Below are 22,653 nucleotides of genomic sequence, written 5' to 3'. Positions count from 1 at the left end.
GTTTTCCCAGAACAGAAGAAAAATTCTCAAGGGGAAGTGGAGGAAATGGAGTATATAAAGTTTTCGATTTTAAGGTACTCCAATTCTGTCGAGATGGATATTCACGTATGAGATCACGTGCGATGTAAGGTAAGCTTTGGGCCCTATGCTTATTTTTTTGGCTATTCCCTCTAATGTTTTTAGATCCTCCTCACTTAACCCTATATGATCACCGAGAATGAATGCTACGTTATTCCTCGGGAATTTAACTTTCATTATATCGGCTCCACCTTCCTCTAAAACGTATAAATTCATTCTTATGTTCTTCCTTATTACATCCTCAAAAGTCATGTTGCTCACGTAAACTCCAGGTAGTACCTCCAGCTCCTTTGTTGAGCTTCCTTTTAGATTTTTTCCAGCATTGAGAGCTTTAATGATAACCTTAGCTATTGAGAGCTCATCGGGATTCAATATTTTTGGCCTAAGCTTTGGCCCTTCAAATCTTATCGTCTTTGGAGGGCTTGGAGGTCCTAGTAGTGTTACATAAACTCTGACGTTCTTCCTAAATGAGTGGGAAAGATGGAACGCTGAGTTTAATGCCCTACATATGAGATCTATCCTCCCACTGGTTCCTGGAAGATCTTTTAGGCTAAAGTCATAATCGGTATGGGCTTCATTGGCCTTAACTATGAATACCCTCATGCTTCATCACTACACGAGAACCTCTACTTGGGCCCTCCCCACTCTATCCCGGACTTCAACTCCATTATCCCTGAATATTATTCTAAGTTCAAGCGGCCTATCTGGCCTGGATCTCCTCCTTATAATTATCCCAACTTCATTCCTGATCCTGTCTAGATTCATCCTTGAGAAGTGAAAGTACAGTAGTTGGAGGAAATTCTTGTAATCATGCATCTCTTCCAGGAATTCCTTGTGTTCTAGTGGTAACTTTGGATATACATGTCTCATAAAGAAGGTGTAAAATGCGTTAAAAGTTCCAAGCGAAGCTACAAAGAATAACCTATAGAATTCGGCATTTTTCGATCTAAAGAGTGAATCGAGCGTGAACACTGCTCTCCCCAGTACTCTAGGTAAATGAGAAAGTTGAAAGTTAAAGCTGGTAAATTCGAGCGTTGACCCAATTATTCTGAGCCTCAAGAATCTTTCCCCTTCAAATTTCAGGAATATCTCATTTTTAAGGGAATATATAGCTATGGGTCTAACGTTCATCTGTGGAATAATCTCAGAAAGGAGTGTACGAACCATTCTTAATTCCTGGGGCTTTCCGACAAGTAAAATCCTTATTCCCTGAATTTCGCCTCTCTCGACAACGTCCTCATCTATCGTAAATTCGAATATCCTCTTCCATGGGGGCATGTTAGCTCCAGTTATAATTGTAAGATCCAGCGGAGATATTAAAACCTCTTTATAAATTCCCCCGAGCCTCTTCTTTAACCTTAAGATGGGATGAAATCCCCTCGGATATAAAGGAGATACTGGGATCGCGGAAAGCTCTCTAAATGCTAGAATAGCCTCTTTTGCCTTGTTTATCTCCCTCTCTGGGAGCCTAAGTTTTAGATCCTCGAGCAATCTTTCGAGCTTGTTCATGTTAAATACTAAAAAGGAGAGACTTAAGAGGATTGCGCCTCTTCACTCTCTTCTTGCTCCTCCTTTTTCTCCTCTTCAACGGGTTCTTCCTGCTTGGGCCTCAACAACTCTTCAACACTAGGTTTAAATTCAACCTTCTCATATCCCAGGAATTTAATATCACTCTCCAAAAGAATTTCTCCCAGGATCAGCGTCTTGGGATCAACATCTTGCTCACCAAAGTTTACCTTAACATCCTTTTCTCCAACTTCGATTATTACCTTATCCCTATCGATCATTGGTAACCTCAGCTCTATTAGGGCTTTTATCTTCTCTATTGGATCTTCGATCTTCTCAACAATCTCCACCTCATAAATAAGGGTTTTTCCGGCTAGGGGGTGGTTAAAATCAACTCTAACCCTACCTCCGCTTACTGTAATTACCCTACCTTTCATCTTCCTTCCATTGTCAGTCGTGACTTCTACTTCTAATCCTGGGAATGGAACTATCCCCTGCTTTCTAAATTGTCCCATCGTGAATACCTTAATCAGCTTGGGATCCCTTAGTCCAAATCCTTCCTCTGGTGGAACCTCTAAGGTGTACTTCTTTCCTACTTCAAGTCCTACCAGCCTCTTGTCTAATCCAGAAATGACGTGACCAGCTCCGACGATTATTGGAACTGGACCGTAGATCCCCTTTGGATTATATATTCCCGCTTCTTTGGCCACTTCTTCGTAAGTGGTGTCAAATATTTGTCCAGTCTCTTTAACCCTACCGGTATAGTGGAGCCTGATAACATCTCCCCTCTCCACCTTCATGGTTCGCTCCCCATCGGCGTTTGGGGAGTTAACTTTTAAGCTTTCTTGAGAAGTTAAGGCTATGAAGGCCAAGGATATAGTTCTCAAAAAAAGCGAGAAAATTGAAGGGGTTGAAGTTAAAGGCCCCTGGTTGGATGATGCTCAAAGCTTGGAAGAAGTTGTTTCCTATTATTACAGAATAGGCTTCCAAGCTACTCACCTGGGAAGGGCCATAGAGATATGGAGAAAGGTTGAAGAGAAAAGGGAGAGGGGGGAAGAGATCAGAGTATTCCTGGGCTATACATCGAACATAATATCTTCAGGTCTTAGGGAGATCATAGCCTGGCTAGTTAAGGAGAAGAAGGTTGACGTGATAGTAACTACCGCTGGAGGAGTGGAAGAGGATTTCATAAAGTCATTAAAGCCCTTCATCCTTGGAGACTGGGAGGTCGACGATGCTGAGCTTAGAAAGAAGGGAGTGAATAGGATAGGGAACATCTTCGTACCAAACGATAGGTATATAGAGTTTGAGAAGTACATGATACCCTTCTTTGAGAGGGTACTTAAAATTGAAGAAAAGCTGAGTAGGCCTTTGACGGCTAGCGAGTTCATATATGAAATGGGTAGGTACATGGATGAGAAGCTTGGAAAGGAGAAGGAAAAGAGCGTGATATACTGGGCCTATAAGAACAACATCCCAATATTCTGCCCTGCAATTACCGACGGTTCAATAGGTGACATGCTGTACTTCTTCAAGGAGGAGAGGAGGGATTCGAGGTTAATAATAGATATAGCTAACGATATAGTTAAGCTGAATAACTTGGCGATAACGGCAAAGGAGACGGCTTCAATAATCCTCGGTGGTTCCCTTCCAAAGCATGCAATAATAAATGCAAACCTCTTTAGAGGTGGGACAGATTACGCTATTTACATATCAACCGCGGTCCCCTGGGATGGTTCTCTGAGTGGTGCTCCGCCAAGGGAAGGCGTAAGCTGGGGGAAGATAAAGGCAAAAGCTGATTACGTTGAAGTTTGGGGAGATGCAACTTTAATATTCCCAATACTAGTCTGGATGGTCATGAAAGCTCGAGGCCAAGGATATGCTCAATGAGAACAGCTTCCGCCCTTAATGCACCGTCACTTTTACCTTTTATTATTACCAATCCTGGCCTCGGAATTATTATCTCGCTCTTCTCGGCCCCTTCGGCAGGTCCCAGGATGAGTACGCAAAGGTGTTTTCTGTTCCCGAGCTTTCCTAAACCTAGCTGGACTTTTGCTAAAAAACTAAGATATTTAACGGTTTTCCTTTTCATAGTTTCCTTATATGCATATTCCCTAGCTGAAGATTCACTCATCCCCTCTTTTATGGCCTTCCAATAGTAGTACCTCTTGAAGAGGTATGAAGTCATGACTGTAATCTCGGTGACCGCTAATGTTCTATCCTCGCAGTTACCGTAGAACTCTTGAGGCCTGGAGGAGCACTTTCTGACCTCGGGAGAACCCACTATAATGGTGAACTTATCGTACTTGGACTTGAATGTTATGTTAAGGTCAACCTCAGGTATACCAGTTACATAGCTCCTTAGGTTTATTAAGTAAGCCTTAGAACCTTCTGGAGGCTTCCACCCTCTTATGGTTAAGTTTACGTATTCTACTCCCGAAAGAACGAGAAAGCTCGCATTTGGGTATTGAATCACGATGTATTGCTTTACAAACGTGTTCTTTTTTGGATTTACAACTTTAGAAAAATTTTCATATCCATAAGCAAGGTACCCAAAACTCGCTATGAGAATAACTAGGATTATTATAGCATAAATACTACTCTTTTTCAAAGTTTAAACCTCCAAGAAGGGAATAGAAAAGAAAAATTAGGAAATCAGAGCTTTGAGATGTACTCGAGTAATGCCTCTGCCGCTGCTCTTGTTCCTTCCCTGTCGGTACCTGCAACTAGAAGTACTCCGTAACCTCCGATCTTGCTGCACTTCTCCTTGTAGATTATCTGGCCGCTGTCAGCTCCTGTACCGAACTTCTCCTTCCACTCGTCATATGTGGTTGGAACTCCAAGATCCTCTGCGAGGGCCGCGGTTACCTTGTTGACGACAGGTCCACCGACGAGGATTAGGTTGCTGTCGACGTTCTCAAGTCCTTGCTCCATGATCTCGGTGTCAAGCACCGTTATGGGCTCGGTGAGCTTCTTGGGTATGTAAGTCTCCTTGGGCTCAAACTCAACGTCAACGTCTTTGATTGAGTAAGCGGTGTCTTCAATCTCGTCTCCAATTCCGAGGGTTAGCTCCTTGTATTGGCGCTCTAGTGGGTCAATTGCGACGTAAGCTTTAAGGACTGCATAGGTGACCTTGCCCTTCTCCTTCTCTTTTATGGTTCCAGTGTAATCTACCTTATAGGTATCGAATAGCTTAATTTCCTTACCCTCTAGTGAATCTTCATTCTCAATTGCGAACCACTTAATGTAGTCTCCATCTGTATGGAACTTTGCGACCCACCCATCGCTTATTTCGTCCCCGCTCTTGAATGTCTTGAGGTTTGTATAAACTTGTAACCTTACGGTGTTAGTTCCTGCAATACCCACGAATGTGTCTAATAGCTGTATTGCTATTCCTCCTCCAAAGTACAGGTGTAGCTTTCCATCTTTTTCAAGAGTTACTGTCTCTTCATCTCCAGATGGTGATGTTATCTTGAGTAATGCCTTGTCCCTCTCTACATCAATGTCAAGAACTTTTACTTTATATCCATCGAAGGTTACTTCCTGTCCCTGGTCATAGAATTTTGCTCCATGATCGGTACCATAGATGAGCTGTCTTCTTGATCTACGATTTGTCCGCTCTTAATTGCCTTCCCAACGAAGACTATTGGGAACTCCTTGTCAAGGACTTTAAGAGTTTCTCCTGCAGTTGCACCTTCAGACACTGTTTCTTTAATACTATAGCCTGAACCCGGTTGGACGTTTGAAATTTCCCACTTAGTTACAGTGGTTTCCTCTCCAGTAACGGGGTCTTTTTCAGTTTCGGTCTTTGTCCAGTTATAAACTTCAAGTGTAGTGTTCAGCACAACGCTGTCAATAACTACTGTTAAGTCTTTAAAGTCGTTTATGTCTTTCCAGTCAACTTCCTTCTCAGCTATCTCTTTAAGTGTGATGTTCTTAAGTGTTAGGATTCCAGTCAGTTCGTAATCGTCATAGCTAGCAACGTTATCTAATTCTAATTCATAAGGCCCACTATATGTCCCGTCTGCCCACGCTGAGTGCGAGAGATCTTCATTGAATACTGGATTACCATCTTCGTCATAACCTCCGTTCCACCATGCTGGAATCTTATCGAGCTCGTCAGTTCCCTCCTTAAATACTTGATCAGAATCTGGGTAGAAGTTGTTGAATACGGGTATGTCTTCCGGATCGTCAGTTATGTCCTTCTTAACGACAACACTAACGTCTGAAACTTCAACGTCTTTTTCAGTGTAGAGTAAGCTTCCTATCGCAGCGGCGATGTCAGCTGCGCTAACAACATCCATTGCAGCACCTTCGCTACCTACAACGATCTTAACGTTTGGCTCTCCATCCTTGACGAAGAAGTCCTTCGGAACTGAAGGAACCTCTGGCTGAGCTGAAGCTAGGCCAAGTGTTGCACCGGCTACTGCGGCACCAACAGCGAGTGCCGCGATCTTCTTAACCTTCATATCAAACACCTCCACTAGATTGTGGCCTTGGCCCTAAGTGGGCTCACATAGGTTATGCCCATGTATGGTATAAATACTTTTCGGTTCAAACCCTTTCTTATGATTAAATAAGCTCGGTAATTGCCGTAATAAACAATAACAACTTCCCTCTACGTCTATAGCAATTTCGCTGTTTGACGATAATATCTATTAACGCTTAATTAAAAGGGGTCTATGGATTAGTTCGTTAATCATTGCAGCTAGTTCCGATAAAGCATTTTGTAATTCGTTTGGCTTAATATCGATTATATCTGGTTCAATTATAATTATTCCAATTGGAGCGTACTTTGCTGTCAATGTAAACAATGTCTCTACGCTAGATAGAAGTTCAGAGGCTATTAACATCTTTATTCTCTTTAAATCCCCTTCATCTTTCTCCTCAATAATCTGAGATGCAAACTTGTTGATATAGCAACCTTCAAGTGTTAGGGCCTTTTTCATGTTTACCTCTATCTCCTCCCTATCCTTACCGTATGCCTCTATAACGAACTGATACCTAATTAGTCCTTCATTTATTATCATCCTCTCGATTTCATCCTCGGAATATCCAACTCTTGGCTCTGGGAACGCACTTAGATCAGGATAAGCCGCTAAACCTCCGAATTTCTCCATTAGTCCTCCCATGAACTTTGAGATTAGCGCAAGGATCTTAACGAGTTCCTCCGCGCTTATTTCCCTCTCTTTTACATCTTCAACCTCTACGATGCTGGGCCCATATCTCATAATGAGCGTTACTATCTCTCCTAGCTCTCCTCTCAACTTCACTTCGAGTACAGCAGAATATTTAGCATTAGGGTCTTCTGTTTCGATAGGATCCTCCCTATTAATCTCGACTATTGAAATATTCTCCTCTTTTAGCTTTTTCTCTATCTCTAAAATTGAGGTTTCGACGGCTTTCCTATCGTTTCCTGCAGCTTCTATGTAAAAATTAACGGTTAAGCTTACCATATTACCACCACATTCCTCTATATTTCTTCTTCTGGTATTTTCCGACGATGGGGATTTTTTCTCCGCAATACTTGCACTTCCCATCCACTATATCATATCTAATTATGTCGAATCCCCACCTTTCTATCAGCAACTTCCCACAGGATGGGCAATAGGTGTTCTCCCCAGGATGCCCTGGGACGTTACCTAGGTATACGAACTTCAAACCTTCCTCTTTAGCTATCTTATAAGCTTTTTCCAATGTCTCAATTGGAGTTGGTGGTAAGTTCAGAAGCTTGTAGTGTGGGAAGAACCTTGAAAAATGAACTGGTGTATCGTCGCCGAGGTTCTCAACAACCCATCTTGCGAATTCTCTGATCTCCTCTTCCTTATCGTTTAGAGTCGGTATGATTAGATATGTTAGCTCAACATGAATTTTGAATTCTTTCTTTGCTATCTCAGCTATTCTCCTGCTGGGCTCTCCACTTGGAACGCTGGCTATCTTCATGTAAAACTTATCGTCGAACGCTTTTATGTCTATGTTCATAGCATCTATGTATGGGGCCAGCTCCCTAAAGGGTTCCTCATTTATGTATCCATTTGTTACCAGGATGTTATTTAATCCTTCCTTTCTAGCTAACTTTGCCGTATCTAGGACGAACTCGTACCATATCGTGGGCTCGTTGTAAGTATAAGCTATGCTCTCGCATTCATAGTGCTTTGCGAGGCTAACGATTGCTTCTGGAGTAGCATCCTGGAGATAGGGAAAGCTCTCGTCGGCCTGGCTTATCTCCCAGTTTTGGCAGTGCTTACAGTGCATGTTGCATCCTACGGTACCTATGGAGAGTGCACATGAACCTGGCCAGAAGTGAAATAATGGTTTTTTCTCTATTGGATCGAGGGCTATTGAGGAAACTTTACCATAATTAAGCGTGTACAGCTTCCCTCCCTTATTTATCCTTATCTTACATGATCCCCTCTTCCCTTCATCTATTATACACCTTAGTGGGCAGAGTTCACACCTGACTCTCCCATCTCCGAGGGGCTTCCAATACATTGCTTCCCTCATGCTTTATCCCACTCACTTTAAATACAATGGATAGGTAAATAATTTTGGGTGGATGCATGAAGATCTATATCCTGGGGGCCGGAGCTATAGGATCTTTAGTAGGTGGGCTTCTTGCAAATGTTGGGGAGGATGTTACCTTAATTGGTAGAGGAAGGCATATTGAAGCAATAAATAAGAGGGGACTCATGATTGAGGGTTTAACTAACTTAAAGATCAATACCAAAGCAACAACTTCGATTCCTGGAGCTAAGCCTGACTTGATAATTCTCACTACAAAATCATATTCAACCGACGATGCTCTTAATTCTGCTAAGGATATAGTTAGGGATACCTGGGTTTTAAGCCTTCAAAATGGGATAGGAAATGAGGAGAAAATAATGGAGCTTGGAGGTAGGCCCATTGGTGGGATAACTACGAATGGTGCGGTGCTCAAGGAACCCGGGGTTGTTGAGTGGAGGGGGAGGGGGATAACCCTCATTGGATTATACCCCAAGGGAAGGAATGAGTTCGTCGAGGAGGTTAAAGAGACATTTAATAGGGCCGGGCTCGAAACTGAGGTTACTGAGAATATAATAGGTTGGAAGTGGGCTAAGACTATTGTTAATTCAGCAATAAATCCAATAGGGGCCATCCTTGAAGTTAAAAACGGTGCAATAAAAGATAATGACTACCTGCTTTCAATAGCCGTTGAGGTAGTTAAGGAAGGATGCAAAATTGCTCTCCAGAATGGTATTAAATTTGACATATCCCCCATGGAACTCCTGATCCAAACCTTGGAGCAAACTCGAGAGAATTACAACTCAATGCTCCAAGATATATGGAGGGGAAAGAGGACTGAAATCGACTTCATAAATGGAAAGATAATAGAATATGCAAAGCTCGTCAATTTAGAGGCCCCATTGAACTTCCTTTTATGGGCCCTTGTAAAGGCGAAAGAATCTTTGGGAGGAGGTAGTAAATGATCGGGGGAAAAGAGAAGGAGGTTTTTGCCAAGATTAGGGAGCATTTGAATGCCGTTGAAAGTACTTTAATGGCATTTAGAAAGCTGTTTGAGGTATACATTAGGGGGGATGTTGAGAGGGCTGAAGAGTTACTAAAAGATGTTGAGAGGGAAGAAAGCAGGGCCGATGAACTTAGGAGGAACATAGAACTCATGCTGTACGGTGGGGCTTTTCTACCTGCTAGTAGGGGGGATTACGTTAGGCTAAGCGAGTTGATAGATAACGTTGCTGACGCTGCTGAGAGTGCAGCTCATTCTTTAATGTTCGCGAAACCTATTGTACCCAAGGGTCTTGAGGATGAAATAATTAGACTAGTTGACGAATCGTTAAAAACTTTCGAGTACCTTAAGGGGGCGACGCTAGCCCTAGAGGATAGCGTTGATGACGCTTTAATGTTAGCTAAGAAGACCGAAACTCAGGAGGAAGATGCCGACAAAATAGAGTACGATCTTTTGAGGAAGATCTTTTCAAGGGAAGACATTTCGACATACGCAAAGCTTATTTGGAATCAAGTAATAACGAAAATTGGGGACGTTGCTGACAGGGCCGAGGATGCCTCCGACCAGATAATGCTCATAGCTATTAAGAGGAGGTGAAGAGAATGAAGGTTCTTGTTGCTGCTCCCTTGCATGAAAAAGCTATCCAAGTGTTAAAGGATGCAGGGTTGGAAGTTATTTACGAGGAATATCCAGATGAAGATAGGCTCGTTGAGCTAGTTAAGGATGTTGAGGCGATAATAGTTAGGAGTAAGCCCAAAGTCACCAGGAGGGTTATAGAGAGTGCCCCAAAGCTTAAGGTTATAGCCAGGGCGGGTGTTGGTTTAGATAACATAGATGTCGAGGCCGCTAAAGAGAAGGGAATAGAGGTAGTCAATGCTCCTGCTGCTAGCTCAAGAAGCGTTGCAGAGCTAGCTGTAGGATTAATGTTTTCCGTTGCCAGGAAGATAGCCTTTGCAGACAGAAAGATGAGAGAAGGAGTATGGGCGAAAAAAGAGGCAATGGGAATAGAGCTTGAAGGTAAAACCATAGGGATCATCGGATTTGGAAGGATAGGTTACCAAGTTGCCAAGATCGCTAACGCCCTTGGCATGAATATCCTCCTTTACGATCCTTATCCAAATGAAGAAAGGGCCAAAGAGGTCAATGGAAAGTTCGTTGACCTAGAGACCCTACTTAAGGAGAGCGACGTAGTGACGATCCACGTTCCCCTCGTGGAGTCTACATATCACTTAATAAATGAGGAGAGGCTCAAGCTGATGAAGAAGACGGCTATACTAATTAATACCTCTAGAGGTCCCGTAGTTGATACTAACGCTTTAGTTAAGGCCCTTAAGGAGGGCTGGATAGCTGGGGCCGGATTGGATGTATTCGAGGAGGAACCCTTACCTAAGGATCACCCATTGACGAAATTCGACAACGTTGTTCTAACTCCACACATAGGAGCTTCAACTGTTGAAGCCCAGGAAAGGGCCGGTGTTGAGGTTGCGGAAAAAGTTGTGAAGATATTAAAGGGTTGATTTCTTCTTTTCTTTCTTGTTCAAAGGAGGTGGATCAATATAATTGGGAACTTCTGGAGGCTCCTGGGAGATATATGGAGTGAGTATTATTGGGTGAAAAATGTTATCTCTCTCTTCAACTTCGTTCAGTAGTTCAACCTCGTCAAATGTTCCCCGTTCAAAGTACCTCTCAAGGGCGTTAGCTAATCTGTGGAAGTAGTGAGCATGCTCCAAAATTCTCATCTTTCCGTACTCTTTCGCCTGTCCAGTTGTCATAAGGAATTGCCAGTCGCTAGCTTCTAAAAGTAATAGCTCCCTTGCAAGTTGGGCTAACACCCTATCCCCGAATTTATCCTTTCCATAATATTTAGTAGCTAAGGATACCATCCTATCCTCCGCTTTGTGTATTATTGGCCATGTCCACTCAACTTCCGGATTCCACCATGTGTGATGTGTTCCGAACATTCCCCATGAACCTTCCGGAAGCTCTACCCCATATCTTGTCCCTTTAAACTCGTCTAGGAAGTTACTTATCGTCACTGTTTTAATTCCACTTCTTTCTGCAAGCTCTAAGACCCTTGATAGCCATTTTGCACCTTCAAACCACCAATGCCCGAATAGCTCCGTGTCGTAAGGGGCCACAACTATTCCCTTTTCCCCTTCCGTACTCTCAAAGCTTTCCAATATAGATAAAACCAATCCTATAAAGTGTTTTGCATGTTCATTAACTCTTTCCATGGCTTTTTCAGGTTCATAAGGTTCTTTAGCTCCGAGGTCTTTGGTTCCGGTAACCCTCCAATATTGTCCTCCGCTTTTTTCAGCCCTCTTATGGAACTCCCTATACCAAGGATCACCTGGGTATCCCACCTTTGCACTCCATACTTGGATTCCTGTTTCCCTGTTCCTAGCAAACACCGCGATGCCATTTTTCAAGAAGTAAGGTCTGAGAGTGGATCTTTTAGTCTTTGCCGGTAGTATGTTTCCATACCTTAAGCTTACAGGACCTTTGTCAATCAAATGACTTTCCACGAAGAAATATTCTATTCCAAATTTCTTCAGGAAGTGCTCTATTCCTTTCCTCCACTTCACCTCTCCAGTGCTAGGGCTCTTCCATAGTCCATCTGGCCTGTAGGCACACTCAGGTAGCCAGATGCCCCTAGGCTTCCTTCCGAAGTACTTTTCATATACTTTTATCCCATTGAGAAGTTGAGCTTCGATGGCTTCATCTCTACCGAGAAGGGGTAAATATCCGTGAGTTGCTGCCGATGTTATTACCTCCACGTACCCTTCATCTTGAAGTTCTCTAAATTTTCCCAAAATATTCCCGTCTATTGATTTCCAATAAGAATATACGTCTTTAAAGTATCCTATCATAAAGTTTATAGCTTCTCTAAGTTTCTCATCCTTAAATCTCTCTAAGTCCTCTTCCATACTTTTAAGCTTCCTTTCCATGTACTTCTCGAATTCCCTCTTTATATATTCATCAGCGAGTTGCTCCATGAGTACTGGGGTAAAACTGATGACTAGTTCAAATCTTACACCCCTTTCTTTCAGCTTCTCAAGTTCCATGAGAAGAGGGATGTAACTTTCTGCCATAGCTTCAAATAACCATTCCTCTCCAAAAGGCCATTTTCCATGTTTTCTTACGTAAGGAATGTGAGTATGTAGAACAAACGTTAGGTATCCTTTCATATCAATTCCTCAGAATTTAAAAGAAAAAGAGGAGATTTAAGAGTTTTGGTTCTAGAATCCCCCACTAACGGCTAGCTCAATGATCTTCTTGATCTCTACGACGAATTCAATTGGAATATCTTTGAGCATTGGCTCTACGAATCCCTTCACTATAAGTTGAGTAGCTTTCTCCTCACTTAATCCCCTCGACATGAGGTAGAACAGTTCCTCCTCCTTTATCTTTCCTATTGCAGCTTCATGACTTAACTCGGCCTCATCAACTAGGCTAACTAACCCAGGATATGTCTCCATTCTTGCCTTATCACTAAGTAGTAGCGCATCGCAACTTATATGCCCCTTCGTCTTTTTCGCCTCAGCTACGATCTTCCCCCTGGTTATAACCGTTGATTCATCCATTATAACGGATTTACTGGCGTTTATTCCTCTTCCCCCTTCTCCTTGGAGATGCATCTCTCCTCCTAAGTCGATGTACCAGTCCTTTTGACCTAGAATAACCCCATTTAACTCGACGTAACCATTTTCGCCAACCCAGTACTTTGGATTCGCTATATTGCTCTTACCAGCTCCAAGGCTCACGGTTGTATTTATGAATTCAGCATTCCTTCCCACTTTAGCCCTCGTCATTGGTCTTGTATGAACGTATTCGGGCCAGTTTTGAAGAACCGTTAGACGAACCTTCGCGTTCTCGTGAAGGTAAGCCTCGGTCATATCTAAGTGGAGTGAGTGTCTAACTAAAATCGGTGCTGTACAACCCTCTATTAAGTGGACTTCACTGTTTTTCTCTGCGATTATCGTTATGTGGGGAGCTTGAGCTAGAGAACTTTCCTGGATCAAGAAGAATAGGTGGAGTGGAAATGGCACCTTAAGGTTCTCCTTGACGTATAAGAAGATCCCTCCGTTCCAAATAGCTATGTGGTAGGCCGTTAACTTACTCTCCCCAGCTTTAAATAATTTGAGGAAATGCTCCTTCATAATATCTGGATATCTCCTTACGGCCTCTTCAGTAGGTAGAACTATTAAACCTTTCTTGGCCCACTCTTGGAGGAATTGATTGTAAATAACTCCCGTATCCGTCTGAACTGCTAGCCCAGCAATGTATTTCTGTTCAACTTCGTTTATTCCTAACCTATCTAAGAGATCCTTCATTTCGGGGGGTAGATCATCTAAACTCTCTACCTTTTCAGGTATCCCCTCTATCTCCGGCTTTGCTATGAAATTCAATAAAGTTTCTTCATCTATAACTGGATCGTTAAGTGGAGCTTTCATAAACTCTTCAAGGGCTTTGTATCTTATTTTCGTCATCCATTCAGGTTCCTTATTTCTCTTGGCTAACTCTTCTATTTGATTTTCTATAATTGACTTTGCATCTGAAAGAGTGAGCGTTTCACTCATCGTTATCCCCTCCAAAAATCGCCTTAAACCCTTTCTCTTCAATCATGCTAATTAGCTCGCTTCCTCCCCTCATCACTATTTTTCCATCCCTCATTATGTTGACCTTGAGTTTCTCCTTATCTATATGACCAAAGATCCTACCATAGTGAGTTATCAGTATTATAGAAACTCCTTTCTTGTGTAGCTCTTCAATTTTTCTGCTTATTACACTTAGGGAGTCAACATCAACTCCGCTGTCTGGTTCATCAAGGATCAGGAGTTTTGGCTCCAGAAGTAGAGCTTGAAGAAGCTCGAGCCTCTTCCTTTCACCCCCAGAGAAACCAACATTTATATACCTCCTAAGATCGTCCTCTCTGAACCATAGCTCCTTTGCCTTCTCGATTATTATGTTATATGCCTCTGAGGCATCGAGATTTTTAATTTCACTTAGGGTTTGGGTTAGAAAATCAATGATCCTTACGCCCTGTATTTCCGGAGGGACTTGAAATGCAAGTAAAATTCCCATTTTGGCCCTTTCGTCTGGGGTTAGGTTTGTAATTTCCTTATCTTCAAAAAATATTCCACCTTTCGTGACTTTGTAATTAGGATGTCCGGCCAACGTTAAAGCTAGTGTTGATTTCCCTGAACCATTTGGGCCCATTATAACGTGGAACTCCCCCTCGTTCACCGTTAGGTTTACCCCTTTTAGGATCTCTCTTCCCCCAGCTTCCACGTGGAGATCCACAATTTTGAGCATTATGTCACCTCCGTGTGTAGTATCTTACTGGACACTTTTTAAACATTTTGGGACAATTTTGTGTAATACATTTTACGCAAGGTTTAAATTAGGCATACCTAAAAAGATTAGGGGTTCAGGAATGAGGCTTATCGTAGCAACCGTAAGGGGAGGATTGGATGATTATGTAAACCAGTCTTTTGGGAGAACTCCGACGTTCACAATAGTTGACGTTGATGAAAATGGGAACATTGTCAATGTTCAAGTTGTTGAGAATCCCGGGTATTCACAACCTAGAGGGGCAGGAGTAACAACGGCTCAGTTCTGCATAGATCAGGGAGCTGATGTCGTTATTTCAGGCCAATTTGGCCCTAATTCCTCAGGGGTTCTACAAGCGGCCGGAATAAGGTTAGTTTCAGCTCCTCCCACTATGACCGTTAGGGAAGCGGTGGAAGCCTATCTTAGAGGGGAATTAACTCAAGCCATAATGGGACAGGGAGGAATGGGACGAGGGAGGGGTAGAGGAAGGGGAAGATGGATGAGAGGTGGATGGTAATGAAAATTACCATAGTGTTTGAAAATCATGCCGGATATAGGAAGGGATTAATTGGATATCATGGGTTTTCAGCTTTGGTCGAAGCTAACGGCTATAGGGTTCTTGTTGACACTGGAACCGATGGAAAAGTACTCCTGAACAATATGAGTGAACTTGGAATATCTCCCGATGATATAGATGCCCTATTTATAACTCATGGCCACTATGACCATACGGGTGGCCTAAGGGAACTTCTTAGCGCTAGGACTGAGGCCCTTGATATCTATGCCCACCCTGGAATATTCAAAAGGAGATTAGCTCTCAAGCCAAAAAAGAGGGAAATAGGAATCCCCTTCACTAGGGAGGAACTGGAAGAATTAGGGGGTAAGTTCATACTAAGTGATAAATCCAAGGAAATATTACCTGGATTCATAAGTTCGGGAGAGATTGAGAGGATTACATGGGATAGGGCCGTTGGTTATTTTCCGGATGGAAGCAAAGATCCAGTAAGAGATGATATGGCCCTAATAGTTGAAGAAGGAAGTAAGAGTGTCGTGATAACGGGATGCGGTCATAGTGGGATAATAAATATAGCAATTCATTCAAAGAAATTAACTAATAACAGGATAGCTGCCCTAATTGGGGGATTTCATCTGAAGGGAATAGAAAGAAGTCTTTTAGATGAGGCCGTAAAGAAGCTTAGGGAACTAGAAATTGAGAAGCTATACCCAGGACATTGTACTGGAATTGAAGAATTCGCATACTTGTGGAGCAAATTTGGGAATGTTGAAGGAATTCATGTCGGAAAAGAAATTAAAATTTAGGGAATTAAAGCTACTCTCCCTCTCCCTTAATTCTCATGATTTTTATTCTTCCGAGTGTTTCCCAATATTCAACGTTTATACCTTCTTTTAGCTGATCCCTGATCTCGTCAGCAACTCCAGTGTCAATTGGGACCTCAAAGGTTTCATAGGTCTCCATGTCCATTATCTGTACTGTATCCGGCGTGATTGCTATAACTTGGGCAGTCTTTTTATCTATAATGGGGACATCTACCTCAGCGCTTGTCGGCTTAACTATACTCCTAACCTTTCCATCGAATATCCCCACCGCTTCAATTCTAGCTTTTGCTGAACCGTGCTTCCCTGGGGAAGAAACTGTTATGTTAACTATTCTGCAGGGCTCATCGTCGATAATTATGTACCTTCCAGGCTTGAGTTTGCTCACCTGAACCTTTGTCTTGTCACCCATTCTGATCCCTCCCTCTTTTATTTCGAGTTAGGATGCGGTAGATTACTTATTAGCTTTTTGTTGTTGGCTTGATTAATAGCTTATTGAAAGCTAGGGGTATTAATAGCATTAACCCAACTATCACCCCAAGTTCGTAGTAATAGTTTTTGAATTGCAATATTGCAACTATATCTGCTATTCCAAATATTAACAGTATACTACCTAGTACATAGCTAATTAAGCTTGACCTTAACTTCATAACTGGATAGAACTCTATGAAACCTATCAAGGGCATTATGGAGATTACCGTGCTTAATAATATAACCCTGAGCGGGTTCAGATAAGCAAATCCAGCGAATAGTGAGGATAATAGTGCTACTATTGTTATCCCGGTTCTCCTATTAACTTGGAATATATCCATTATAAGCTGTCCTCCAATTTCCAATAAGACTAGTACAGTCGTAAATCCAGCGAGAAATATTGATCCCATTAGGGATACTATGATCCCAAGCGATCCTTTCATTTTAAGGTCTCTGAGCATGTTTGGTATATTGTATAGGCTTTCTATGGCTACCTTTGGGTTAAATCCTTCAGACCTTCTGTATTCCTCCCATAACGGATTGAAGTATTCTCTATAAACCTCTAAAGCCTCCTTTGCTTTACCTTTCATAAAGGCATCTCGAAACGCTTGATGTGCTATTCCCACCGAGTACGCAAGGGTCGCTACTGCAACAAAGGATATTATAACCTGAATTAGGATTGTTACAATTATAACCTTCCTTACATCCACCTTAAGGGTTGCTAAAGGTCCTCCAATAATATAATAGAATCCCATACCAAGTCCAAATATAAGTACAGAAATTATGAATGCATATTCAACTTCTAGTAGGCTTATGTTAATATTAAAACTCTTTACAGCTGTGAATACATTTGAAATGAACGAGCGGGAGAGTTGAGTATTTACGATGCTCTCTGCCTGGTTTCTGAGGAAAAGCATTCCAGTTATTATCAAAACTACTGTCAATACAGAGGATACAACTATTATATCAAGGGATCTTGACCTCGTGAGCACCAATAGAAGCATTCCCAGAAAGATTACTAAGATTCCAACTCCTGGGATTGGAGTATTTACCATGCTCTCAATGCTCATTCCGGTATAGTGAGCTGTTATACTTGTTACAATAAAGAGGAAGCTAAGTAAGATTATTGATATTGAAGGTGTTTTCACAAACTTTGTCATGAACTCGTGAATTCTGTATGGCCTATTCTTTATTTCGTATATCTCTAGTGCTACTATACCGCTTATTATTCCTGAGAACGTCAAGATTAAAAGGAGGCCTGTTAGTCCTCCCATTATCAATATCTTTGGAACCAGCGTAAACGTCCAAATCCCAATCATGTAAGCTATAAATATCGAAGCGAAGTATAGAGTTCTTTGGGCCAATTCAATCCACCTCCTTTCCTTGGTCTTAAATTTATTTTAAAATTTCAGGGCTAACTCTTAAACTTTTTAATAACTTCCCATTCGTAAGATACTATCACCTCGTTGACTATAGTCCAGGCCATTAAAGGTTCCCTGTATAGGCTTATCTTTACTCCATCAACCTTACTCTTAAAATCGCCATGGGGGAATCCTCCAACTATAACTGTAGGTTTCTTGAACTTATCAAGGAGCTTGCCGAAGTTCTTGGGTATCATGAGCTCTCCTTCTTCATGCATTATAAATACTACATCAGGATTTATTTCCTCTATTAACTCGTTGAGAGTTTTCTTCTCCATTCTAAGGAGTTCTAAATCTTCTGGGACAGCTCCCTTTTCGAATAGGTTCTCCATTAAACCGATGAATCTATTATAGTTCCTGGGAAGCCTTGTTTCCGGTTTTATATATATCACATAGTCATTCCTTGTATGTACGTACACTCTAAGTCTGTCTTCTTTGTTTAATATACTGTCAAGTGCATTTAACAGGCATATGTGAACTATATCTGGCCTTCCCCTTCTTTCTCCATCCTCTAATTGCCTTAGTGCAGCATGATGATATGTTGAGTCAAGTATTATCTTTTCTGGTCTCTTCTTTCTTCTCTTTGCATAGTTCACTATCGCGGGGTGATCGAGGATCTCTGGAGGAACGGTTTCCAATTCTGCATCGGCTATTATTAAGTGAAGTCTCTTTTTTTCTTCCATGGCTCATCCCTCTATGGAAATCCTTTTATTTAATTAAATTTATTTAAACTTGTGTTGTTTCATAGAAAGATAAAAGTTCCTGATTGTGTTTTTAAGGCCGAGAAGAGAGTACTTCATGTTAGCGATACGCCGGTGAGCTTTTATAGAACCTTTGACGAGATCTTAAACTTAATTAAGCCGGATATTATAATCCATACTGGAGATTTAGCAGATGATATAAAGCTTGAAAGGAAACCCTGGCTTAAAAAAGAATATGAGAATGCGCTTATAAAATTTAAGAATATAATAAGAGGAAGGATTGTGTACCTTGTCCCAGGAAATGAAGATGACAAAGAGATAATAAGGGAGATCTTAGGGAGGGATGTAATTCTCGTAAATCCCGGAACTATCATTGAAATCTATGGAAGAACGTTTGCCCTCGGGCATAAGCCGGAGGATGTGAAAGGTAAGGAAGCTGAATTCAAGCTGTATGGACATGATCCCAAAAGCTTATTCCCCTTTAATGGAATACATGCAATCCATATAATCCTGTTTCCAGAGTGGAAAGTGGTTAAAATTAGATATCCTTCATGGGTAAACTATGACAGAGGCTATAGAATTTTTAGGGGGCTGTAAAAGTGAGAATACTCAGATTTGGACCCGTGATATGTATGCTCGAGGGAGGGTATGACGTAATTTCCGATCTAGGGCTAGGAAAAATAGTAAGTTTAGACGAAGCCTTTAAGGAATCTGGAGAACTTGAAACGATATTCATTACTTCCAACGGAAGTGCAGTACTATTCAAGAACTTACCCTGGATTGTTCTTTCAAAAATGCTTAATATGGGAATCAAGATTCGAGTTTGCGGATCCATCCTTCTGTTTAGAACTCCTAATCCAGAAGAGACAATAAAAATCCTAAAGGAAAAGATTCGTGGAATGGAAAAAGATCCTTTGGAAGCTATATTGAATTCAACCCCCAGAGAAACAATAATTCTGCTAACTGAAAAGCCTCTTACTAGGCCTCTTCAATTAGAAGACGTATCTATAGCGTTCGTCATAAATGCTGATATAAATTCAATATACAGGAGGTTACTACTTGAAGGGCCGGCGATTTTACTTAGCGTGCTTCCAGAATGGAACGAGCTAGTTATAAAACTTTACGATCAAACTGACCACTATTTGGAGAATGTGGAAAGGATAGCAATAGTTGTGGAGGATCTCGACTTGGGATACATAATCGGTAGCGGATGGGGGTGGGATTACCCGAGGCCGATGCTTAAGGTTCCCGTATACAGGATGAAGTTGATCTCCTGGGAAGATCCTAAGAGAATAAAATTCTTGCTTAAGGGGCTTGAATACCTCGGATATAAGCGACTCTGCGATATAGATGTTGAATTACAGGGAAAAAAGTTAAATTGGTTTGAGATCGGTGAATTTAGCTCGAAATTTGAGCTAGCTTCCAAGTCTAGGGAAGAGCTTGAGATGATGTTGAGCGATGAAGCACTTCACGAGCTAAGGGAAATTGAAAACAAGTTGGCAAAAACTATTTAAAAAGCCTACTTGAGAGGAGTGTTGAGAGGTGGATGTAGGTGAATCCCGAGAACAAGATGATGCTCATTGCTTATGGGATATTTACGATTGCAGGTATCATAAGTGGTTTACTTTCAGTTTATGCTCCCCTAGGTTGGATAATAGGATGGGCAATATATGTTATCTCCCCTAAACTCCTAATAGCCCTTGTGCCCGAGTTGCCAGAGGAACTTAAAAATGAGAAGGTAATCTTAAAGAAGACATTTTGGAGCTTCTTCTTTTTCTGGCTATACTTTACGGGCATGACGTATACGGTAATAATAAATTACCAGGCCGTTCCCTATTATAATGGGACCCTGTATTACAATGTATCGAAGGGATGATGTATGAACGTTGAAGAGATGAAAAAGATTGCAGCTAAAGAGGCTTTGAAATTCATTGAAGATGACATGGTTATAGGGTTAGGGACAGGATCAACAACGGCATACTTCATTAAACTGTTGGGAGAGAAATTAAAGAGGGGAGAAATATCGGATATAGTAGGGGTTCCTACATCTTACCAGGCAAAGCTACTTGCGATAGAGCATGATATTCCAATAGCTTCTTTAGATCAAGTTGATGCCATAGATGTTGCCGTTGATGGTGCTGATGAGGTGGATCCTAATTTAAACTTAATTAAAGGTAGGGGAGCAGCGTTAACAATGGAAAAGATCATTGAATATAGGGCTGGTACATTTATTGTCCTGGTTGATGAAAGGAAGCTCGTCGATTACCTCTGTCAAAAGATGCCGGTTCCAATTGAGGTAATTCCGCAGGCGTGGAAGGCAATAATAGAAGAGCTTTCTATCTTTAATGCAAAAGCTGAACTAAGAATGGGGGTCAATAAAGACGGACCCGTAATCACGGATAATGGGAACTTCATAATAGATGCGAAGTTCCCTAGGATAGATGATCCCCTGGACATGGAGATAGAACTGAACACAATTCCGGGGGTAATTGAAAACGGGATATTTGCAGACATAGCGGATATAGTTATAGTTGGAACGAGAGAGGGCGTCAAGAAACTTGAAAGGTAAGTAATTTAAAACGATGAAACTATCTCCCTCTATGCTCGATAAACTCCTACGTCTTGGTTATTCAAAGTTATTTGCTGATAGGTATTTTCAGCTTTGGGGTGAGAGGGCTATAAGAATAGCTGAGGCCATGGAAAAACCGTTACCTCGGTGTTTTAGGGTCAATACTTTAAAGATTTCAGTTCAAGATCTTGTTAAAAGGCTTAACAAGAAGGGTTTCCAATTTAAGAGGGTTCCCTGGGCTAAGGAAGGTTTCTGTCTTACAAGGGAACCCTTCTCAATAACGTCGACTCCAGAGTTCCTTACTGGACTAATTTACATCCAAGAGGCCAGTTCAATGTACCCTCCAGTAGCCCTCGATCCCAAACCAGGTGAGATTGTAGCTGATATGGCCGCTGCTCCTGGAGGGAAAACTAGTTACCTTGCGCAATTAATGAGAAATGATGGGGTAATATATGCTTTTGATGTGGACGAAAATAGGCTAAGGGAAACTAGACTTAACCTTTCAAGATTGGGGGTTCTTAATGTTATTCTATTTCACTCATCCTCTCTGCATATTGGTGAGCTGAACGTAGAATTTGATAAGATCCTACTTGATGCCCCATGTACTGGGTCTGGTACGATACACAAAAATCCTGAAAGGAAGTGGAACAGGACAATGGATGACATTAAGTTCTGTCAAGGCCTTCAGATGAGATTATTAGAGAAGGGGCTCGAAGTCTTGAAGCCGGGGGGAATACTAGTTTATTCAACTTGCTCGTTGGAACCAGAAGAGAACGAATTCGTTATTCAATGGGCTCTAGATAATTTTGACGTTGAGCTTCTTCCCTTAAAATACGGGGAGCCTGCTTTAACAAACCCCTTTGGGATAGAACTTAGTGAAGAAATAAAAAATGCAAGAAGGCTTTATCCAGATGTGCACGAAACAAGTGGATTTTTCATTGCAAAAATTAGAAAGCTTTAGAGGAACGCGTACCTATGTTTTGCCAACCCATACAATCCATAGCTCAGCAATCCAAAGTCTATTAGCGAGAGGATTATCACTAGGTACGAGTACACTACTACGAATTCTTGACTTTTTCCCAAAGCTTCTGCGGCCTTCCTAATGGCTTCTGGATTAGTTACGACTGAATAGAACATCCTAATAAGCATAGCACTCTGAATTATCGGAATAGGGGAAACTGCATAAGCTAGCATGAGCCCAGTGTATCCCCTTCTTTGCAAGCTTAACATTGATAATATCGCTGGGATTGCTAATATTAGAGCAGTTATTGCAAGCTCAGGTCTCGTTGAAAGCCCCGAAAGTACGAAATATAGGGCCATTCCAAAGATGAATAACCTATAAAACTTCTTTAATTCTAGGAGCATACTTCTTTTGAAGTCATAAAATGCTGCCTTAGAGTAAAGATTCATCTTTTCAACGCTTTTCATATACTCCTTCTCTCCAATCCTTTCTATGCCCCTATCTGTGGAATTGTTCTTTATCTCGACAGATCTCTTCCTGAAAAATTCTGCCATCTGAACGTTATCCACCTCGACCTCAGAGCTAAGTTTCAAAAAATTTTGAGACGCCTCTGTTAACAGCTTAATTGCTTTTCTCTTTTTATTTTCTTCAAGAACCCCAACTTTTTCTAATTTCTCTGAAGCTTTTTTTAGATTTTCAGAAACCTCCCTAAGAATCTCTGGACTTTTCACAAGATACACCTCCAAAATTAAGGTAAAAATAAAAGCTTAAAA

At 41.5% G+C, this 22,653-nt stretch carries 26 protein-coding genes; 11 read left to right on the top strand and 15 right to left on the bottom strand.

All coding sequences use genetic code 11. The annotated features are described in order from the left end of the window. Window positions 1–69: 69 nt before the first annotated feature. The 3 genes from trmY to PH_RS06620 are packed head-to-tail and all read right to left on the bottom strand — an operon-like array spanning window position 70 to window position 2,384. Window positions 70–681, bottom strand: a complete 612-nt coding sequence (trmY, locus tag PH_RS06630) for a tRNA (pseudouridine(54)-N(1))-methyltransferase TrmY (protein WP_010885487.1) — start codon at window positions 679–681, stop codon at window positions 70–72. 9 nt (window positions 682–690) lie between these two features. After that, the gene (locus tag PH_RS06625) at window positions 691–1,587 is read right to left on the bottom strand and encodes a hypothetical protein (RefSeq protein ID WP_010885486.1); all 897 of its coding nucleotides are present in this window, start codon (window positions 1,585–1,587) and stop codon (window positions 691–693) included. Window positions 1,588–1,610: 23 nt separating this feature from the next. Next, window positions 1,611–2,384: an FKBP-type peptidyl-prolyl cis-trans isomerase gene (locus PH_RS06620; RefSeq protein ID WP_010885485.1), complete on the bottom strand. Its 774-nt coding sequence runs from the start codon at window positions 2,382–2,384 to the stop codon at window positions 1,611–1,613. Between the two features lie 61 nt (window positions 2,385–2,445). Here PH_RS06620 and PH_RS06615 point away from each other — a divergent pair, with 61 nt between their 5' ends. Then, entirely contained in the window at window positions 2,446–3,474 is a 1,029-nt protein-coding gene (locus PH_RS06615; RefSeq protein WP_010885484.1) for a deoxyhypusine synthase, read from the top strand. Here PH_RS06615 and PH_RS06610 read toward each other — a convergent pair. The 5 genes from PH_RS06610 to amrS form a co-directional block, all read right to left on the bottom strand. Further along, window positions 3,440–4,195 carry a hypothetical protein gene (locus tag PH_RS06610; protein ID WP_010885483.1) on the bottom strand — a complete coding sequence of 252 codons (756 nt, stop codon included), beginning with the start codon at window positions 4,193–4,195 and terminating at the stop codon, window positions 3,440–3,442. The genes PH_RS06615 and PH_RS06610 overlap by 35 nt on opposite strands. Window positions 4,196–4,239: 44 nt before the next feature. Further along, complete coding sequence (locus PH_RS10065) at window positions 4,240–5,172, bottom strand: S-layer protein (RefSeq protein ID WP_269446216.1); 933 nt, start codon at window positions 5,170–5,172, stop codon at window positions 4,240–4,242. Beyond that, window positions 5,121–6,068, bottom strand: a complete 948-nt coding sequence (locus tag PH_RS10060; RefSeq protein ID WP_010885481.1) for an S-layer protein — start codon at window positions 6,066–6,068, stop codon at window positions 5,121–5,123. Before PH_RS10060 ends, PH_RS10065 begins: the two co-directional genes overlap by 52 nt. Before the next feature lie 174 nt (window positions 6,069–6,242). Next, complete coding sequence (locus tag PH_RS06600; protein WP_048053383.1) at window positions 6,243–7,040, bottom strand: hypothetical protein; 798 nt, start codon at window positions 7,038–7,040, stop codon at window positions 6,243–6,245. Window position 7,041: 1 nt separating this feature from the next. After that, window positions 7,042–8,088: an AmmeMemoRadiSam system radical SAM enzyme gene (gene amrS, locus PH_RS06595; RefSeq protein WP_010885479.1), complete on the bottom strand. Its 1,047-nt coding sequence runs from the start codon at window positions 8,086–8,088 to the stop codon at window positions 7,042–7,044. A gap of 56 nt (window positions 8,089–8,144) precedes the next feature. Between amrS and PH_RS06590 the strand changes: the two genes are divergently transcribed. Genes PH_RS06590 through PH_RS06580 form a run of 3 tightly spaced genes read left to right on the top strand, consistent with a single transcriptional unit; the run spans window position 8,145 to window position 10,605 of the window. Beyond that, a complete protein-coding gene (locus PH_RS06590; protein ID WP_010885478.1) occupies window positions 8,145–9,050 on the top strand; it encodes a 2-dehydropantoate 2-reductase in 906 nt (301 codons plus the stop codon). Next, a complete protein-coding gene (locus PH_RS06585) occupies window positions 9,047–9,685 on the top strand; it encodes a TIGR00153 family protein (protein WP_010885477.1) in 639 nt (212 codons plus the stop codon). The genes PH_RS06590 and PH_RS06585 overlap by 4 nt, the downstream gene beginning before the upstream one ends. A gap of 5 nt (window positions 9,686–9,690) precedes the next feature. After that, a complete protein-coding gene (locus PH_RS06580; protein ID WP_048053382.1) occupies window positions 9,691–10,605 on the top strand; it encodes a D-2-hydroxyacid dehydrogenase in 915 nt (304 codons plus the stop codon). Here the strand turns inward: PH_RS06580 and PH_RS06575 are convergent. The 3 genes from PH_RS06575 to sufC are packed head-to-tail and all read right to left on the bottom strand — an operon-like array spanning window position 10,594 to window position 14,404. Beyond that, window positions 10,594–12,276 (bottom strand): 1,4-alpha-glucan branching protein, encoded by a 1,683-nt coding sequence (locus PH_RS06575; RefSeq protein ID WP_010885475.1) that lies wholly within the window; start codon window positions 12,274–12,276, stop codon window positions 10,594–10,596. The genes PH_RS06580 and PH_RS06575 overlap by 12 nt on opposite strands. A 51-nt stretch (window positions 12,277–12,327) precedes the next feature. After that, window positions 12,328–13,668 carry a Fe-S cluster assembly protein SufB gene (sufB, locus tag PH_RS06570; RefSeq protein ID WP_010885474.1) on the bottom strand — a complete coding sequence of 447 codons (1,341 nt, stop codon included), beginning with the start codon at window positions 13,666–13,668 and terminating at the stop codon, window positions 12,328–12,330. Beyond that, entirely contained in the window at window positions 13,661–14,404 is a 744-nt protein-coding gene (gene sufC / locus PH_RS06565) for a Fe-S cluster assembly ATPase SufC (protein WP_010885473.1), read from the bottom strand. The genes sufB and sufC overlap by 8 nt, the downstream gene beginning before the upstream one ends. Before the next feature lie 121 nt (window positions 14,405–14,525). On the opposite strand from sufC, the gene PH_RS06560 reads away from it, so the two are divergent. Both PH_RS06560 and PH_RS06555 read left to right on the top strand, forming a co-directional pair. After that, window positions 14,526–14,939 carry a NifB/NifX family molybdenum-iron cluster-binding protein gene (locus tag PH_RS06560; protein WP_048053381.1) on the top strand — a complete coding sequence of 138 codons (414 nt, stop codon included), beginning with the start codon at window positions 14,526–14,528 and terminating at the stop codon, window positions 14,937–14,939. After that, window positions 14,939–15,742: an MBL fold metallo-hydrolase gene (locus tag PH_RS06555; protein ID WP_143522664.1), complete on the top strand. Its 804-nt coding sequence runs from the start codon at window positions 14,939–14,941 to the stop codon at window positions 15,740–15,742. The genes PH_RS06560 and PH_RS06555 overlap by 1 nt, the downstream gene beginning before the upstream one ends. 10 nt (window positions 15,743–15,752) lie before the next feature. On the opposite strand, the gene PH_RS06550 is transcribed toward PH_RS06555, so the two are convergent. The 3 genes from PH_RS06550 to PH_RS06540 are packed head-to-tail and all read right to left on the bottom strand — an operon-like array spanning window position 15,753 to window position 18,332. Then, window positions 15,753–16,169: a translation initiation factor IF-5A gene (locus tag PH_RS06550; RefSeq protein ID WP_010885470.1), complete on the bottom strand. Its 417-nt coding sequence runs from the start codon at window positions 16,167–16,169 to the stop codon at window positions 15,753–15,755. Between the two features lie 49 nt (window positions 16,170–16,218). Then, window positions 16,219–17,592, bottom strand: coding sequence for a sodium-dependent transporter (locus PH_RS06545; RefSeq protein WP_010885469.1), 1,374 nt, complete (start codon window positions 17,590–17,592; stop codon window positions 16,219–16,221). 50 nt (window positions 17,593–17,642) lie between these two features. Further along, window positions 17,643–18,332 carry a 16S rRNA methyltransferase gene (locus PH_RS06540; RefSeq protein WP_010885468.1) on the bottom strand — a complete coding sequence of 230 codons (690 nt, stop codon included), beginning with the start codon at window positions 18,330–18,332 and terminating at the stop codon, window positions 17,643–17,645. Window positions 18,333–18,383: 51 nt separating this feature from the next. Between PH_RS06540 and PH_RS06535 the strand changes: the two genes are divergently transcribed. Genes PH_RS06535 through PH_RS06515 form a run of 5 tightly spaced genes read left to right on the top strand, consistent with a single transcriptional unit; the run spans window position 18,384 to window position 21,880 of the window. Beyond that, window positions 18,384–18,947, top strand: a complete 564-nt coding sequence (locus tag PH_RS06535) for a metallophosphoesterase family protein (protein ID WP_010885467.1) — start codon at window positions 18,384–18,386, stop codon at window positions 18,945–18,947. Window positions 18,948–18,949: 2 nt separating this feature from the next. Then, complete coding sequence (locus PH_RS06530) at window positions 18,950–19,864, top strand: hypothetical protein (RefSeq protein ID WP_010885466.1); 915 nt, start codon at window positions 18,950–18,952, stop codon at window positions 19,862–19,864. Window positions 19,865–19,902: 38 nt separating this feature from the next. Further along, window positions 19,903–20,226, top strand: coding sequence for a hypothetical protein (locus PH_RS06525; protein WP_010885465.1), 324 nt, complete (start codon window positions 19,903–19,905; stop codon window positions 20,224–20,226). Window positions 20,227–20,229: 3 nt separating this feature from the next. After that, complete coding sequence (gene rpiA, locus PH_RS06520; RefSeq protein ID WP_010885464.1) at window positions 20,230–20,919, top strand: ribose 5-phosphate isomerase A; 690 nt, start codon at window positions 20,230–20,232, stop codon at window positions 20,917–20,919. 31 nt (window positions 20,920–20,950) lie between these two features. Further along, complete coding sequence (locus PH_RS06515) at window positions 20,951–21,880, top strand: RsmB/NOP family class I SAM-dependent RNA methyltransferase (protein WP_048053380.1); 930 nt, start codon at window positions 20,951–20,953, stop codon at window positions 21,878–21,880. Here PH_RS06515 and PH_RS06510 read toward each other — a convergent pair. After that, on the bottom strand, window positions 21,877–22,611 hold the full coding sequence (locus PH_RS06510) for a hypothetical protein (RefSeq protein ID WP_048053379.1): 735 nt from the start codon (window positions 22,609–22,611) through the stop codon (window positions 21,877–21,879). The genes PH_RS06515 and PH_RS06510 overlap by 4 nt on opposite strands. Window positions 22,612–22,653: the final 42 nt, after the last annotated feature.

The sequence above is a fragment of the Pyrococcus horikoshii OT3 genome (genome assembly GCF_000011105.1).
Classification (GTDB): Archaea; Methanobacteriota_B; Thermococci; order Thermococcales; family Thermococcaceae; genus Pyrococcus; species Pyrococcus horikoshii.
This window is presented reverse-complemented; position numbering and strand designations above follow the sequence as displayed.